Consider the following 13,931-nt stretch of genomic DNA (forward strand, 5'->3'; position numbering starts at 1 on the left):
CTTTCTAAGAATCTAATGGGGGAACCCCTAGCAGGTGTGTAATGAAACACTGGGAATTTTTACTGCAAAAAGACGGCGATCGCTCCTGGCTTCCCCTGGATTCATCCAACATTGAGATTCTAGAAGGGCGCTACCGGGTAGTGGCTCGTTCCAGCCAAAAAAATACAGAGGTTGAAGTTCGCATCAGCCATCTGGTTCTGGAGGAAAACCCACCCAAACGCCGGATTCAAAAGCGCTCTGCTCGCACAAATCAAGATGGGTTGTTGGTTGTGATTCCCTACACCCGCCTTGAGCCAGGGCTATGGGAACTATGCTGTTCTTCGATGGATTTGATGTCTGACTTGGTAGGTGATGCCTGGCAATATACGGTCAAGTTACAAGTATCGGCTAAGGAAGTCGAGCCAGAGGAATGGGATTCTCCCTGGATGACTTCTGAGGCCCCGAACTCTGATACTTCAAGTGGAGAGAACCATTCATCGGATGTGACCCAATCTCAAAACGAATCGGTCGCAACACCATCGGCTATGCCGGCTGTTGGCCTGGAAAGTACTGGCCTGGAGAGTTCCAATGCTAAGTTAATGGATGAGCCTCCTTCCCAACCTGTTACTGCTTCAGAACCTGCGATCGCCCTCAACGGTTCATCCGATCTGCCACCTGAAGTAGCAGAAATTTTAGGCGCTTCAATGGATCGCCTGTTTCAACTGGCTAAGCAACTGTCCGATCGACTGGTGGATGAGGTCATGCACGATTTTGACCTGACTACGATGGCACCTGATTTGGCTCCGGCGGATTCGTCTCCAGCAGAGCCTTCCACCCCTGTTGACGTCTCCTACCAATCTAGTCTGCCCGTGGATACGACAACCCCCTCCTTTGGGTATCTTCTTCCCCCCGGGTCGACTCCCGTTCTAAGCTTGAACCAGGAGGCAATCATTTCTCACCGGGGTGAAGGATTAACCATTTCTGGGCAGGTTGCAGTTGAGCCAGGCGAAGCACCCAATAAAAACCCAACCTCAGGACAGGAAGAGCGATCGCCTAAACTTGAAATTGCAGACCTGTGGGAGCCGGTAGAGGAGACGCTTCAATTAACCGGAGCAACACTTCGAGAAATTCAGCTTTGTTTGCGAGATCCCCAAAGTCTACAGGTGTTGGTCAGCGATCGCCAACCCATTTCCCAGCAATCCCCTCCCTTTTCCTTTTCCTTTTCCTTCTCCCTCCCCAATGATTTACAAACGCGCCTCATTCTTGGGGAGGTTTTGTTGTGTGGCTCAACGTTAGAAACCAGCAGTGAGTTGACTACACTCACCACTCAGGCATTTACCATCACCGTTGACCCGCAGGAACTGGTTGGAGAACTGGAGAAAATTAACGAAGCCCTTGACGAAACCCTCGCTGCGCAAACAGAAGAGGACCAGATTGATCGTATTGATTTACCCCTGGAGCTTTCCCAAAGGTTAGCGAAAGAGCAGGAAATGCCTTCCCTCAATCTCTCCTTCCTAAAGCCAGAGCCAGTTGAAACTCCCCCCACTCCACCCCGCCGTTTTCAGTATTTGCTCGGTCAACCCCTACCGCCACAAATCTACCATCCCAATCCCGACCAACCCCGGACAAAACCGATTGAACTGCCGACCTTTATCTTTCCAGTCAACCCGCAGGCAACGACCTTTAGCCCCTTTCAGCCAAGCGATTTAGAACAGGCTGACGCAGATTCTGGTCAGGGGGGCATTGAATCCACTGTAACAGCAGAACCTGGGCTTGAATTGATGGCAGAAGCCATTCCAACTGAACCAGGAGGTGTTTCAGAAACTGAGCAGGCCACTCCTACGGAGCCAGGTGATGGCGTTCCGAGTCCAATTTCGCAATTGACGGAGGGGGCGGAAACCGAAAGCCCGATTGAACAAGATCGGGCAGAATCTGCCCCCGTCCCAGCCAACGAAGCTCAGCCTGACACACCTGTTATCGATCTGCCATCACCAGTCCAGATGGAGTTTCAATCCCTGAAGCTACAAGATCGATTTCTGACCCGGTTAAGTTCCCTGGCCAATGATACTGAGTTGTCGGAGTGGTTACGGTCAAAGCTTTATCCTGGTAAAGTTGCACAGACGGCCCGCAATGGTTCCTCTAAGGCTGAAAAAGTAGATCGTCGGGCAATGGAGGAAGTAGTTGTGGATGATGAACCACTACCCAATGGCCGCCAGCGCCAGCGTAACGGCTTTAGACCATCAGTCTTAGCTTACACTGTCGAGGAACCCAATCCGCTTATTTTGCCACCGGATGAGCCGGTTCCAACGCCAGTTTTAGAGGTGACAATGACAGAACTGGTTGCTGGCAAGCCTGTGAACATTCGCGTTAAATTGCCCTACCTGGAGCCTCGCATCTACGTCAAACTGTGGCTGATTGACCGTCAGACGCGATCGCTCCTAGATGGTCCCCGCTGGCTGCTCGACTTCCTTCCCAACAGCCGGGGAGAGTTGGAAGCACTGACCCAACTCACCGTACCATTTGGTAGCCTGGAGGTGCTGTTTGAGGCCATTGCAATTGAAATGCACACCCAACGGGAAAGTCATAAAGTCAGCCTTGACCGCAGCATCGTCCCCCCCGACCTGCCTGTTGTTTCCCTGGATGACTTTGACTCTACACTTTAAATGCTGCTCCAACAGCACTTTAAATGCTTCTCCAACAGCGCTCTTCGTCGGGTTATTATTGCCCACCTGACGGCTTTGATTCCAGGTTCTAATTATTAAGAATCTTTAGAAACCACAAACTTGTCCCCGGTTCACTGTAGAGTCTTTCCAGGAATCATCTAAATCTAGATAGGAAACGTTGTTATGACAGGTGAATACGCAGCTTCTTTCTTGCCCTGGATTCTTATTCCTGTAGTCTGCTGGCTTTTGCCCGCAGTTGTTTTTGGGCTCCTGTTCATTTACATTGAGCGTGAAGATCCCAGTGGAATTTAATTGAATTCACCACTGTACTGTTCATAACAGAAAAACCGCTCAGGTATCTGAGGCGGTTTTTCTATTAGTAACAACTTGGGTGTGGAGATGAAGCCATCAGGCTTTCGATTTACATTGCAGAACCCAAACCCGCATAAGCGCCGTAGAAGAAAAGCCCTAATACGACGAGTACACCGGTTCCTGCGATTGTTGCCACAATCCACAAAGGAATTCTTCCAGAACTTAACACGTGATTTGCCTCCTAACTCAGCAGACAATAAACACTACATAACCAGACAACAAGTTAATTAGAAATCAACTAGTGCAGTGAGAATTGATTTTTGCAACACCAGGATTCTAAAAGCGTTAGATTTCACTGTCGCTTTGTACACCTATGTTGCAAGACTTTCAATTCACTCTACTAGTTGAAGAAATAACTAGAGAAAAGAATGCCAAGCACGAAGATCAGTAGCAAACCCAGGTAAAGGGAAGTACGGTTTAGCTCAACGGGTTGCTTGTTGGGATTGGGAGTACCTCTAATCATAGCTTCTCATTACCTTTGAATAAACTGCATAGCTGCGATCGCGCCCAGGAAGAAAACGGTTGGAACCGCCAGCGTATGAACCGCCAGCCACCGAACCGTAAAAATAGGATAGGAAACAGGTTGATTTGGAGTAGAGCTGCTCATAAGTCAAAGAATCTCTAAAACTACTTTGCAAGAAAATCTTCAATCTGCTGTTTCGCCTCGTAGCGATCTGAAATGATGGGAGCGGTTTGTTGCCCGGTTGGATAGTACTCGTTTGGACGGGGAGTGCCAAACACGTCATAGGCCAAACCCGTGCTAACAAACAGCCAACCAGCAATAAACAATGCTGGAATCGTGATGCTATGAATCACCCAATAACGAACGCTTGTAATAATGTCCCCAAATGGACGCTCTCCAGTAGTACCAGCCATTAGATTCCTCCTGAACGATAAGCAAAAATCAATTCCTATCATACGGGACAGAGGGTACAGGATATCGGGTAAAAAATAGGAGTTAAAGATTCCCATTTCCCGCTACCTGCCTAATTTCAAGCAGATGCTGCCTCATACTTCAGCAGAACACCCTTCTGTCCCATCACAAACCCTTGATCTGACCCAAAGAACAGAATTTTGTAGAAGTTAGATGGAACATCTTCAACCGCCGTATCCTTCTCCCAGGTCAACCCTCCGTCTAAGCTGCGAAGCAAGTTGCCACTTCCACCAGCAACCCAGACCTCATTTGGCGTCCGATAGGCCAGGTCAAGTAATCCCCAGCTAGTCGCAAACTCCGGATTGATCGGATCTTGCCACTCTCCAGTATTTTCCTGATCCGTAAACTGAATTTGACCACCCCGCGCCAGCATCCACAGCCGACCGTCTGCCGTAAAGCCCATATTTTGAACCCGGCGAGAACTATTCCGGTTATGGGGCTCCCAGGCAGGTTGACCCGGTTTCCAGGTGGAGTAGAAATTACCTCGCGATGAGACAGCCACATACTTGCCATCAGGTGATCGCGAAATATTGCGGATGACGCCAACCGCCTCCTCAACCATTGCTTTCCAATTTCTGCCCCCATCCGTAGTCTGGTAAATCGCCCCTACACTGGTCGTCATCTCAGCCGATAGGGGGCCAAGGGCCACAATTGTATTGGGAGCACCCGGAAGCTTTTCACTTAAGGGCACACGAGACCAGGATTTCCCACCATCCACGGTGTGCAGCAGAATCGAGGGCTGACCGACAACCCACCCCTCATCACCCAGGAAGCTAACAGAGGTGAGGCGATAAGCCTGATCCAATTCAAGGGTATAAGGTTTCCAGGTATTCCCTCCATCAAGGGTTTCCATCAAGGTGGAGTTGGTGCCAACCAGCCAGCCATGCTGCGGATTCCCAGTAAAACTAATATCCAGCGGATTCGCATCGGTTGGAAGCGTAATCACCTGCCAGGGGTTATCAGTCATTGCAGGGAGATAGCCTCCGCAGCCTACACATAGAATGGCGATCGCCACTAGTGCAACCATCCGTTTCAAAAACTTCGCGGCTAAGTCCATACAACGGCTTCCCAACTTAAACTAAATCACACCAATGAAATCTTAAAGACTTTAGGCAAATAACCTGAACGAAGCGCACCTGAATTACTGAAGCCCATATAGGCTAAGGAAAAACAAAACCGCCAGCCCCAACGCTCCAAAAATCAAGAGATTTTTCTGACCAGGCGTCAAAGCGTTCACCCCTAAACCGTACTTCAGATTCTCCTCAAAGCCAGAGGGGGCTCCCTTGATCCCAATGCTACGAAATCGACTTTTCGTTGCCCCACAAACTGGGCAACGCCAATCTGCCGGAACCTCATTAAAAGGTGTTCCAGGTGGAACCTGGCGTCGATCATCCCCTTTTGTCGGTTCATATACATAGCCGCAGGTCAGACACTCATAACGATCCAGAGCTTTAGGTTCGGTAGAATCGGCAGTTTGAGTGCTCATCGCTTCAAGTCCTAAAAAAGTCCTACGAATTCTGAAAACTCTGTGAATTATTATTACACGATTGGCGTCGCAAATTAAGCAGATGATTTGCAAGATTAGAAGTTATAGCTATCGCCAGGTTGCTTAGTGCGACTTCAGCGCACTGATTACGCAATTAGCAGGAGTCAAAGATCCTTTAGAGGAGACACTTTCCACTGGCTCATAACCCTGATGCTTCCCCCTCTATACATGTGTCCCTTGAGTGAAACCCAACAAGCTGCCCTCGAACAGGGACTACGCTGCAAAGATGCTTTTACCCTGCGGCGCTGCCAAATCTTGCTGGCTAGGGCTAGACGTATCCAGCCCAGAGACATTGCCACCACGGTCGGTGGTAGTGTCCAAAACTGTTTGCAAGGTGATTCGTGCCTTCGAGCAGCAGGGGTTAGCTTGTTTGCACGCCTGATCGAGTTGTCCTAAAACGGTCAAACCCATCTTGGATGAGGACAAGCGCGCCCAATTGCGGCAGGTGCTCCATGCTATAGCTCTACGCAGGTGCGTTAGGACATTGGAATTAGAGAGGGAGTGGGGGCTTCGCCCCCAGCCAGGGGTTCCACCCCTGCACCCCGTCCTAACCATAATGACTACCGCTATAATCTTTGGCAGGATGGCAAAGTTCGCTCCACCTGGACGTTAGACCTGTTGGCAGAAGTGGTTCCCCAGCAGGACATCACCTGGAGTCGAGCCAAGCGGTGGATTGGCTCTCCCGATGAGCAGTATGAGCTAAAAAAAGCGACAGCACAACCGATGACTCAAGCTGAGAGAGCAGAACCCAGCTTGGATTGTGGGCGTTCTCGACGAGGTCTAGTGGAGTCGGTTGCGCGACCCAATGATGCACCCCTGGCGTGAGAATGGGAAGTCGTTAGCGTTGATGGAAGAGACACAAGACAAACGTGACCCTGAGGCTAAAGCCATCGCTTGTTATGGGGTGTACTTAAGAGCGCACTCCCAGATGCTGGTGCGCTGTGTGGAGCAACGCCCGCGGAGCAAGATCACTGGTGAGTTTTTAGCCTGGATCGCTCAGCAAGTGAGTCAAATGGGTCAGCGAGTGCGGCCCTTGATTGGGGATAACGTGAGCTGGCACCTCTCCAAGCCTGTGCGGCCATGGGTCAGGCAACACCAGGCTCAAGTCAAGCGAACGGGAAATAGGGGGGCGATTGATTCTCTCTCAGTTACCTGTAAAAAGTCTCTGCTTGAATGCGATTGAGCCGAAGTGGATTCATGCCAAGCGGGCCATTGTAGAACCACAACGGATACTGAGCGGACAAGAAGTTAAGACCAGAGTCTGTGACTATTTTGATTGTCCCCTGCTAGAACCCCTAGCAAAAAAGGTCTTCTGAAAATGCATTAGGAACGAGAATTGGGGCTGAGAAAAAGAAAGAGGTCAGGAGCCAGGAGCCAGAAGGGAAAAGGCATGGGAGGGTGGGGGGACAATTAACAGCCTTTACTGCTGGCAACGGAATCCAATCTCAAAGACTATCCGTATACATTTCCAGAATTGACCTTTTGACCAGTGCTCTATTCCATTAGTCACTGGCAATAGGTCCTTCATAATTTGCTGAAAATTCGGTGATTTGGGGTATGTAAGCGCGCAGCATACCTCCTTCCACTGAAAATGTTCAACTTTTACATTAAGGATAGACCTATGGATATGGAACGTTCTTTCCTGGCAAGAACATCTGCGCGCTGATCGCAGCGGTACTCTCGCCGCCAAATATTGGTTACTGGAACCGTTGCAGGGATTACGAGTGCGCTTGGCATTCCTGCCCTTGCTAACTGGGTAGCAGCAGCAACTCCTGCGGACAAACAAAACGATGTCAAAATCCTTAATACCGCCCTTTATTACGAACACCAGGCTATTTGGGCTTACAGTTTTGCCGCAGGCAAACTTTCCAGTACCTCCGTAGGACAGGCTGTGTTGGCTGTTGCGCTTGCCAATCAAGCCGATCACAAACAGTATCGAGATGCCCTGGCAGCAGCTATAAGCAGCCTTGGTGGAGTTCCAGTTCGGGCAGAGAAGAGTTATGACGTTTCATCGTACCTCAAATCAGGAGAAGGCGGACTGGATTCAGACGTAAACATTGCCAAACTGGCACTGGCGCTTGAAACTGATGCTGCGATCGCCTACACCCAGGAAGCCGCCAAACTTAAGACCCCTGCCCTCATCACCGCAGATGCCAGCATCGGCGCGAACGAAGCCGCTCATGCAACAGCCATTCGTGCAGCCTTCAAGGCTCTGGGTGTCAACTTGCAGGTAATTCCAGCTTCCTTCGTCAGCGCAGATACTCGCAGTAATTGGGTATTGAAGGTGTGAGGAATGAGGGGTGGAGGGGGGATGGGGGGATGGGGGATTTCCCTACTCCATAAGGGTGTTCTAGAAACGGGGCTCTGACTCCTCGAAACCCTGATTCCCTAGCCCCCCTTTCCAGGATTGCCAAAAAAATTGACAAACCCCATCATTCCGACACTCCATCACTTTCCCCCTCATCCACCCATCCACCCATCCCCTCATCCACCCTCCCCCTCCCCCTTCCCCTCCTTTCCCCTTCTGACTCCTGGCTCCTGGCTTCTTTTCTTATCAATTGTTTTCCTGAAACTCAGCAGACTTTCATCCCAACCTGGTAATCTACTACCATTCCACACTTCATTCAGCCTTTCTCTTAACCGAAGAGGTACTTCCATGCTCGATCTTCAGGATACTCTTGCCATACTGCATCCAGCACTGGCAGTGGTGATTGTCTTTCCGCTCATTGGGATAGTAGCGCGTCTCGCATGGCAGACTCGTCAGCGCCGCTTGCAAGTTGTTGACGAAGGTAAAAGTAAAATTCCTCCTATGGTTGGACAGGAGCATGTACAGCTAGGGCGGTGGCTAAGCGGTTCTGTGGTTGGGATTGCTCTCCTGGGGCTGGCTTATCCTATTTTTTCCAAAATGCTGAAGAATGAAGCCTGGACGAAGGAGCCATTTCGGTTTTTCTTCGTCATTGCTATCTTTGCTGCCACGATCGCATCCCTGGCAATTCTTTACAATGCCAGACCTAAGATCTGGAGGGCCATCTTTGCAACTCTTACCGGGATGGGCGTGGTAATCCTTGGGTTTCAACCGGAAGTCTTTCGCCGAGATGACGAATGGTATCTCTCTCATTTTTACTTTGGCATAGCAGTTACCATGCTGATGATTTTTTCCCTGGCGATTGTTCAGGAAATTTATCAGGATCGGCAAAACCGCTGGCGTAATGTTCACATTGTTCTCAACAGTATTGCTCTCTTGTTCTTCATTAGCCAGGGAATTACTGGAACACGGGATCTGTTAGAAATTCCACTCAATTGGCAGGCACCTGCAATTTACAAGTGCGATTTTGCGAACAAGAAGTGCGAGTAATGCTGAAGGCATGAAATACAGTTATAGCTGTCGCCAGGTTGCTGAGGGCATTGGTTTTAAGGAGGGTGGGAGCAGTGCTCCCAGCCAGGGGTTCCACCCCTGCACCCCGTCCTAACCATAATGACTACCGCTATATTTAGCTAGGCGCAATTAAATTAAGGATAATTCCGGGGGGAGAAGGGGGTGAAACCCCCTGCTTGAGGGCTGCGCCTCCACCCCCCTTTACAATTAAGGATGGCTACATTAATGATGGCTACCTACTTAATATCTCGGCACCAGAACTTAAGGAAGCGCCTTAAAGCTGTAAGTATTGCCATTGTTTGAAGCTGCGGGAGCTACAGTCATCAAGTAAATGCTGCCCTTGCGATCGCCCGTTGGCAAAAATTGAATCGGTCCAGTGGCTCCGGTAGTGGAGAAATTCTGTGTGATGGCTCGTTGAATTCCAGAGCGGGTTGGCACATTCTGAAGAGCTTGAATCAGCGTGACAGTAGCATCATAGCCGAGTGCCGTGCGCCAGCTTAAAGGAATCTGATTGCCCCAGAGGGTGGTGAATTTCTGCTTAAACGAGGGCTGGGTCAGATCTGCTGGCACGGCGATCACCATTCCCACCGCATCCCTTCCTGCAATTTTGAGGAGTTTGGGTGCAAACAGGCTTTCGCCAGAAAGGAGTTTGAGTCGTTTTGCATTGACCGAGACGACCTGAATTGCCCGGTCTGAACGAGTGTGGTCTGATGCCAGCATGATTGCTTCTGCCCCTTTCGCGATCGCCGCATTGACGCTTTCATAGGCATCAAAGTCTGGGCGGGCAAGGTCAAATTCCGCTACAGGTTCAATGCCCGCACTGTAGAACAGAGCATTCCTGAATTCATTCTTGAGGGAATTACTGTAATCGCTGGAAGAGTTAAAGAAAATGACCACTCTGCGCCGTTTCATTCGATTCAACAGGTGGTTGACCAGGGTTCTGGCGGTTAACTGATCGCTGGGAATAGTCCGAAAAATATGATCGCCAACATTGGATAACTGAACGGCAGAACTGATAGGCGCAATCATCACCAGTTGGTTGTCCTGGTAAATTTTGGCGGCGGCGATCGTTGTGTCGCTAATGGTGTGTCCTACAACTCCCAAAATAGCGGGATCATTGACGAATGCCTTTGCCAGTTGGCGTGCGATTTTCGGTTGATTGCCGTCATCAGCCAGGCGAACCTTCAAAGGAGTGCCGTTGATGCCTCCTGCCCGATTCACCTCATCCTGGGCCTGGGCAACTCCGCGTAACACTTCCAGGGCCGATCGCAGCGCATCATCTCCCATTTGAATCGCGGCTGCAATTTCATAGGATGGGTTGGAACTAATTCGGGCGTTATTCAGATAGATCAATGTTTCTGGATCGGTGCGATCGCTCTTAAGAGATGCCTGAAATGCCTCAATTGCCTTGGCATAGTTTCCGCTAGCAAACTGCTCAACCCCTTCCTGCTTTTTAGAGTTCGTTTGCCACTGATTCAAAATTCTTTCACCTGTGCTCATGCGCTCCTTCATCTGGAGGTCGCTTGCCGTTTCCACAGAATCGCCAGTAACAGCACCAGGCACCGGAGATAGGGAGGGAAATTGGGAAAGATTACGCGCAAAGAAGGAAAGTGCCAGGGTAGCAGCGATCGCACTCCCTCCCAAGAGCAAGACTTTTCGGACTTTCGAGTGCGATTGGCTAGGCAGGTCTGGAGAGCTATACTCCGATTTCTGTTCAAGGGGGGTGGAATATTGAGCCTGAGTTTCAACCCCTGGAATTACAGTCGCCCCAACCCGACTGGAAGGCGTGGCCGGACGCGTCATCACTGTTGGCGAACCAGAGATAATTTGCCGCAGAGCTTGCAGCGCTTCCGATGCCGACTGGTAGCGGTGCATAAAGTGATAGCAAACCATCTTGTCCAAAAACGCTGCCAGGTCACTGTTCACCTGAACCTGGTCTCGCCAGATAATCTCAGAGGTATTAAAGTCTTGCGGCAACTGAGACGGACGTAACCCTGTCAGTGCCTGGAGTGCAACCATTCCCAGGGAATAAAGGTCACTACTGAAGCGGGCTTTGCCCAGACACTGCTCACTCGCCCCATACCCTGAAGTATAGATGGGAACGCTCATACTGGTTTCGCCGGTTGATTCCGCGATCGTATGACTGATGGTTTTCACCGCCCCAAAATCAATCAGCACAAATTTTCCGTCACTGGTGCGACGAATCAGGTTCTCCGGCTTAATGTCGCGGTGAATCACCCCCTGACTGTGAACAAAGACAAGGGTGGTTAGCACATCCTCCAGCAGGGCAATGACCTGGCTTTCGGTAAATCGGGTTCCACGGGCAAACTCCTCACTCAGGGAAGGTCCTTCAATAAATTCCTGAACTAGATAAAACTCTCGATTCTCCTCAAAATAGGCCAGAAGCTGCGGAATCTGGTCATGCTTGCCCAATTTTTCCAGGGTTTCTGCTTCTGCTCGAAACAGCCGTCGCACCTGTTCTAAAACGGCTGTATTAGGGCTGGCAAAGGTCAGGTGCTTGAGCACACAGCGGGGATTGCCAGGGCGCTGAGTATCTTCAGCAATGTAGGTGTGCCCAAAGCCCCCTGCCCCTAAAACCTCAATTACTTTGTAGCGTGCACCAAGAAGTTCACCCAGCATCGCATCCACAGAGCACAGCAGCCTCTCCCCAAAAATGGAGATGCTTTCTTATTGACTCTACCGTGATGGTCTGGATCTTACCAGGTTGGTTTTGTTAAGTCGGTAGACATTTTTTGATTAAACGTAATACCGATTGGTATATGGCGGGTTAGGTGCATGATGATGAGCAACCCTGTAAAAGTAAGATGCACTCATCCTGTCTGGATCGTGAAAGACTTTCTCCGCGGGGGAAGCTTTTCACAACTCTTCTTCTTCACAATTGATTCAGGTCTACGATCGCTCAGGTTAAGAGGTGGTAGAAATGATTCTATTTTTGCAATAAAAACGCTCTCAATCTATTTGAGATCCCCCACCAAGTTCCAGTCGTTAACTGCTTTACCCAGATCACCTGTCTCCAAATTAGTGGAGTAACTAAAATGGTTGTCAGGATTTTTCAAAACAGGGTACGGAAAGCTTTCTGGTTGGCGTTTCCTTAAGTATTATTTTGTATTTAACATTTCTACATTTAAGCCAACCTTTTAGGAGTTATTGGAAGTAAGATAAGACTAAAACTAATCATTGTTTTGGGGTTCCTTGCACATTCTGTTGTTAAATCGTATACTACATCGCGTGAGAAAATCTGCTGACTAGATCAGCCTGATCATTCAGTCAACTTTACTTGAAACACTTGGGAGAATCACAATATGGGTAACCTCATTGCTTGGATCATTTTGGGTCTTCTGGCTGGGGCGATCGCAAAAGCCATTTATCCTGGCACCCAGGGGGGTGGTATCCTGGCTACAATGCTTTTGGGTATCGTGGGTTCATTCATTGGCGGTGCACTGTTCTCGCTTCTGACAACGGGCACCCTTGTATTTTCGACGGCAGCTCCTTTTAATATCGGTGGCATCATCGTGGCCATCATTGGTGCAATCATTGCAATCTGGTTGTGGAGTCTATTCACCCGTCGGGCTGCCTAGTTTTAGTTGATCACCCGCATTTACTGAATTCAAAGAGTGCAAATTCAAAAAGCCTTCTGGTTGTGATAATCTGTCATTTCCAGAAGGCTTTTTGGGGATCAGAATTGACCGTTTGTAGAGACATTCCACAGAATGTCTCTATAGAAGCATCCCGTTTACTTAACCGAAACCTTAGCTCCGGCTTCTTCCAGTTGTTTCTTCGCATCTTCGGCATCAGCCTTTGCGATGCCTTCTTTGACAGGTTTGGGGGCTGCTTCCACCAAATCCTTCGCTTCCTTCAGACCCAAACCCGTGAGAGTCCGGACAACCTTCAGAATGGCGATCTTCTTATCAGCCGGAACTTCTTCCAGAATGACGTCAAATTCGGTCTTCTCTTCGACTTCCTCCGCTGGGGCAGCGGCTCCTCCAACGGGGGCTGCCATCATCATGCCACCCACTGGAGCCGCTGCGCTCACCCCAAAGGTTTCTTCAATCTGCTTCACAAGGTCTGCGGCTTCCAGCAGAGTCAGGGATTTTAGCTTTTCCAAAATTTCGTCAGTTGCTGCGGACATTGATTAACTCCTGGTTTTAGTTAGTTGTCGGTTGTTGGTTGTTAGTTGTTAGTTGTTAGGTAAGAAATTTTCTAAAAACTAACAACAACTCTCTAATCACTGGGCTAGGCGGCGTCTTTCTCTTTGTCGGCGATCGCCTGGATGCCACGTGCCAAAGAGGCGGGAACCTGGTTGATACCAACGGCCAGCTTGGTTGCTACACCGTTGATAGCGCCAGCAATTTGAGCTATTAGTTGCTCCTTGGATGGGAGGTCGGCGATCGCCTTCACATCGGCATTTGACAGCGCCCGCCCTTCCATCACGCCACCGCGAAGCTCAGTCTTCTTGGAGGCTTTCTGGAAGTCCTGGTACGCCTTCAGCGCGCCACCCACGTCATCCTTAACCAATAGAAAGGCAGAAGAACCTTTCAGGAACTCGGTTATCGGTTGCCAGTTGGTATCACCCTCAACGGCGATTCGCATCAGTGTGTTTTTTGTCACAGTACACTTTGTGCCAGTTGGCAACAGCCGCTTACGCAGATCCGTGATCTCGGCAACGGTCAGTCCCTTGTAGTCGATTACGACAGCTAATTGGGAATTGCTCAAGTCTTGTTTGAGCTCTTCTACAATCGCTTTTTTGTCTTCCAGCGTTCTACCCATTCGTTTCTCACCTCCTGATCGGGTCGTTTGTGTTCAAACTTGAAATGCGCTGCCAACTCTCATCAAAAAACCCCGACAATCAGGCCGGGGTTCACACTCAAACTTCTAGAGCACCATTGCTGTCATACCGCAAATGGGGCTATTTGAATTTGGAGGAAACCTCGGCAGGTTATTAAGCACTGAGCACCTGCTGTCTCTGGCTTCACTGTTCAGTTGTAGGTTTTGATTGCTAGCTGTTGGAATCCCTAACGAAAAACTTTGAATTGAGTAGGC

At 49.6% G+C, this 13,931-nt stretch carries 17 protein-coding genes and 1 other annotated feature; of the genes, 8 read left to right on the plus strand and 9 right to left on the minus strand.

The window, feature by feature from the left end; translation table 11 throughout:
• Positions 1-41 precede the first annotated feature (41 nt).
• Positions 42-2,642 carry a hypothetical protein gene (locus tag P4D80_RS22430; RefSeq protein ID WP_421656273.1) on the plus strand — a complete coding sequence of 867 codons (2,601 nt, stop codon included), beginning with the start codon at positions 42-44 and terminating at the stop codon, positions 2,640-2,642.
• A gap of 183 nt (positions 2,643-2,825) precedes the next feature.
• The gene (locus P4D80_RS22435; RefSeq protein WP_223046032.1) at positions 2,826-2,954 is read left to right on the plus strand and encodes a photosystem I reaction center subunit VIII; all 129 of its coding nucleotides are present in this window, start codon (positions 2,826-2,828) and stop codon (positions 2,952-2,954) included.
• A gap of 109 nt (positions 2,955-3,063) precedes the next feature.
• Here P4D80_RS22435 and P4D80_RS22440 read toward each other — a convergent pair whose 3' ends face one another.
• The 6 genes from P4D80_RS22440 to P4D80_RS22465 form a co-directional block, all read right to left on the minus strand.
• Positions 3,064-3,183 (minus strand): photosystem II reaction center protein J, encoded by a 120-nt coding sequence (locus P4D80_RS22440; protein ID WP_421656275.1) that lies wholly within the window; start codon positions 3,181-3,183, stop codon positions 3,064-3,066.
• A 171-nt stretch (positions 3,184-3,354) separates the two neighbouring features.
• Positions 3,355-3,477 (minus strand): photosystem II reaction center protein L, encoded by a 123-nt coding sequence (locus P4D80_RS22445; RefSeq protein WP_225938291.1) that lies wholly within the window; start codon positions 3,475-3,477, stop codon positions 3,355-3,357.
• Positions 3,478-3,486: 9 nt separating this feature from the next.
• Positions 3,487-3,621, minus strand: coding sequence for a cytochrome b559 subunit beta (gene psbF, locus P4D80_RS22450; RefSeq protein WP_421656276.1), 135 nt, complete (start codon positions 3,619-3,621; stop codon positions 3,487-3,489).
• 20 nt (positions 3,622-3,641) lie between these two features.
• Positions 3,642-3,890 (minus strand): cytochrome b559 subunit alpha, encoded by a 249-nt coding sequence (gene psbE / locus P4D80_RS22455; RefSeq protein WP_421656277.1) that lies wholly within the window; start codon positions 3,888-3,890, stop codon positions 3,642-3,644.
• 116 nt (positions 3,891-4,006) lie between these two features.
• On the minus strand, positions 4,007-5,005 hold the full coding sequence (locus tag P4D80_RS22460; protein ID WP_421656278.1) for a photosynthesis system II assembly factor Ycf48: 999 nt from the start codon (positions 5,003-5,005) through the stop codon (positions 4,007-4,009).
• Between the two features lie 84 nt (positions 5,006-5,089).
• A complete protein-coding gene (locus P4D80_RS22465) occupies positions 5,090-5,434 on the minus strand; it encodes a rubredoxin (RefSeq protein ID WP_421656279.1) in 345 nt (114 codons plus the stop codon).
• Positions 5,435-5,644: 210 nt separating this feature from the next.
• Here P4D80_RS22465 and P4D80_RS22470 point away from each other — a divergent pair, with 210 nt between their 5' ends.
• The 5 genes from P4D80_RS22470 (at position 5,645) to P4D80_RS22490 (ending at position 8,849) form a co-directional block, all read left to right on the plus strand.
• Entirely contained in the window at positions 5,645-5,890 is a 246-nt protein-coding gene (locus P4D80_RS22470; RefSeq protein ID WP_421656280.1) for a hypothetical protein, read from the plus strand.
• Positions 5,891-5,995: 105 nt separating this feature from the next.
• Positions 5,996-6,319, plus strand: a complete 324-nt coding sequence (locus tag P4D80_RS22475; protein ID WP_421656281.1) for a hypothetical protein — start codon at positions 5,996-5,998, stop codon at positions 6,317-6,319.
• The gene (locus tag P4D80_RS22480; RefSeq protein WP_421656282.1) at positions 6,300-6,677 is read left to right on the plus strand and encodes a hypothetical protein; all 378 of its coding nucleotides are present in this window, start codon (positions 6,300-6,302) and stop codon (positions 6,675-6,677) included. Before P4D80_RS22475 ends, P4D80_RS22480 begins: the two co-directional genes overlap by 20 nt.
• Before the next feature lie 510 nt (positions 6,678-7,187).
• The gene (locus P4D80_RS22485) at positions 7,188-7,784 is read left to right on the plus strand and encodes a DUF4439 domain-containing protein (protein WP_421656283.1); all 597 of its coding nucleotides are present in this window, start codon (positions 7,188-7,190) and stop codon (positions 7,782-7,784) included.
• 366 nt (positions 7,785-8,150) lie between these two features.
• Positions 8,151-8,849 (plus strand): DUF4079 domain-containing protein, encoded by a 699-nt coding sequence (locus P4D80_RS22490; protein ID WP_421656284.1) that lies wholly within the window; start codon positions 8,151-8,153, stop codon positions 8,847-8,849.
• A gap of 282 nt (positions 8,850-9,131) precedes the next feature.
• Here P4D80_RS22490 and P4D80_RS22495 read toward each other — a convergent pair whose 3' ends face one another.
• Positions 9,132-11,510: a protein kinase domain-containing protein gene (locus P4D80_RS22495; protein WP_421659585.1), complete on the minus strand. Its 2,379-nt coding sequence runs from the start codon at positions 11,508-11,510 to the stop codon at positions 9,132-9,134.
• A gap of 683 nt (positions 11,511-12,193) precedes the next feature.
• Between P4D80_RS22495 and P4D80_RS22500 the strand changes: the two genes are divergently transcribed.
• Positions 12,194-12,469 carry a GlsB/YeaQ/YmgE family stress response membrane protein gene (locus P4D80_RS22500; protein WP_421656285.1) on the plus strand — a complete coding sequence of 92 codons (276 nt, stop codon included), beginning with the start codon at positions 12,194-12,196 and terminating at the stop codon, positions 12,467-12,469.
• Between the two features lie 155 nt (positions 12,470-12,624).
• Here the strand turns inward: P4D80_RS22500 and rplL are convergent, their stop codons facing one another.
• The gene (gene rplL / locus P4D80_RS22505) at positions 12,625-13,020 is read right to left on the minus strand and encodes a 50S ribosomal protein L7/L12 (protein WP_421656286.1); all 396 of its coding nucleotides are present in this window, start codon (positions 13,018-13,020) and stop codon (positions 12,625-12,627) included.
• Positions 13,021-13,124: 104 nt separating this feature from the next.
• Positions 13,125-13,658 carry a 50S ribosomal protein L10 gene (gene rplJ, locus P4D80_RS22510; RefSeq protein WP_421656287.1) on the minus strand — a complete coding sequence of 178 codons (534 nt, stop codon included), beginning with the start codon at positions 13,656-13,658 and terminating at the stop codon, positions 13,125-13,127.
• A gap of 55 nt (positions 13,659-13,713) precedes the next feature.
• Positions 13,714-13,876, minus strand: a sequence feature (ribosomal protein L10 leader region).
• Between the last annotated feature and the right edge of the window lie 55 nt (positions 13,877-13,931).

The sequence above is a fragment of the Leptothermofonsia sp. ETS-13 genome (assembly GCF_049200465.1).
Taxonomy (GTDB): domain Bacteria; phylum Cyanobacteriota; class Cyanobacteriia; order Leptolyngbyales; family Leptolyngbyaceae; genus Leptothermofonsia.

Bases quoted from the DNA above. Each gene is read 5' to 3' on its own strand.
- P4D80_RS22495 (WP_421659585.1), bottom strand. From the start codon at position 11,510: ATGCTGGGTGAACTTCTTGGTGCACGCTACAAAGTAATTGAGGTTTTA.
- P4D80_RS22435 (WP_223046032.1), top strand. From the start codon at position 2,826: ATGACAGGTGAATACGCAGCTTCTTTCTTGCCCTGGATTCTTATTCCT.
- P4D80_RS22490 (WP_421656284.1), top strand. From the start codon at position 8,151: ATGCTCGATCTTCAGGATACTCTTGCCATACTGCATCCAGCACTGGCA.
- P4D80_RS22470 (WP_421656280.1), top strand. From the start codon at position 5,645: ATGCTTCCCCCTCTATACATGTGTCCCTTGAGTGAAACCCAACAAGCT.
- psbE (WP_421656277.1), bottom strand. From the start codon at position 3,890: ATGGCTGGTACTACTGGAGAGCGTCCATTTGGGGACATTATTACAAGC.
- P4D80_RS22430 (WP_421656273.1), top strand. From the start codon at position 42: ATGAAACACTGGGAATTTTTACTGCAAAAAGACGGCGATCGCTCCTGG.
- P4D80_RS22460 (WP_421656278.1), bottom strand. From the start codon at position 5,005: ATGGACTTAGCCGCGAAGTTTTTGAAACGGATGGTTGCACTAGTGGCG.
- P4D80_RS22480 (WP_421656282.1), top strand. From the start codon at position 6,300: ATGATGCACCCCTGGCGTGAGAATGGGAAGTCGTTAGCGTTGATGGAA.
- P4D80_RS22445 (WP_225938291.1), bottom strand. From the start codon at position 3,477: ATGATTAGAGGTACTCCCAATCCCAACAAGCAACCCGTTGAGCTAAAC.
- rplJ (WP_421656287.1), bottom strand. From the start codon at position 13,658: ATGGGTAGAACGCTGGAAGACAAAAAAGCGATTGTAGAAGAGCTCAAA.
- P4D80_RS22465 (WP_421656279.1), bottom strand. From the start codon at position 5,434: ATGAGCACTCAAACTGCCGATTCTACCGAACCTAAAGCTCTGGATCGT.
- P4D80_RS22500 (WP_421656285.1), top strand. From the start codon at position 12,194: ATGGGTAACCTCATTGCTTGGATCATTTTGGGTCTTCTGGCTGGGGCG.
- rplL (WP_421656286.1), bottom strand. From the start codon at position 13,020: ATGTCCGCAGCAACTGACGAAATTTTGGAAAAGCTAAAATCCCTGACT.
- psbF (WP_421656276.1), bottom strand. From the start codon at position 3,621: ATGAGCAGCTCTACTCCAAATCAACCTGTTTCCTATCCTATTTTTACG.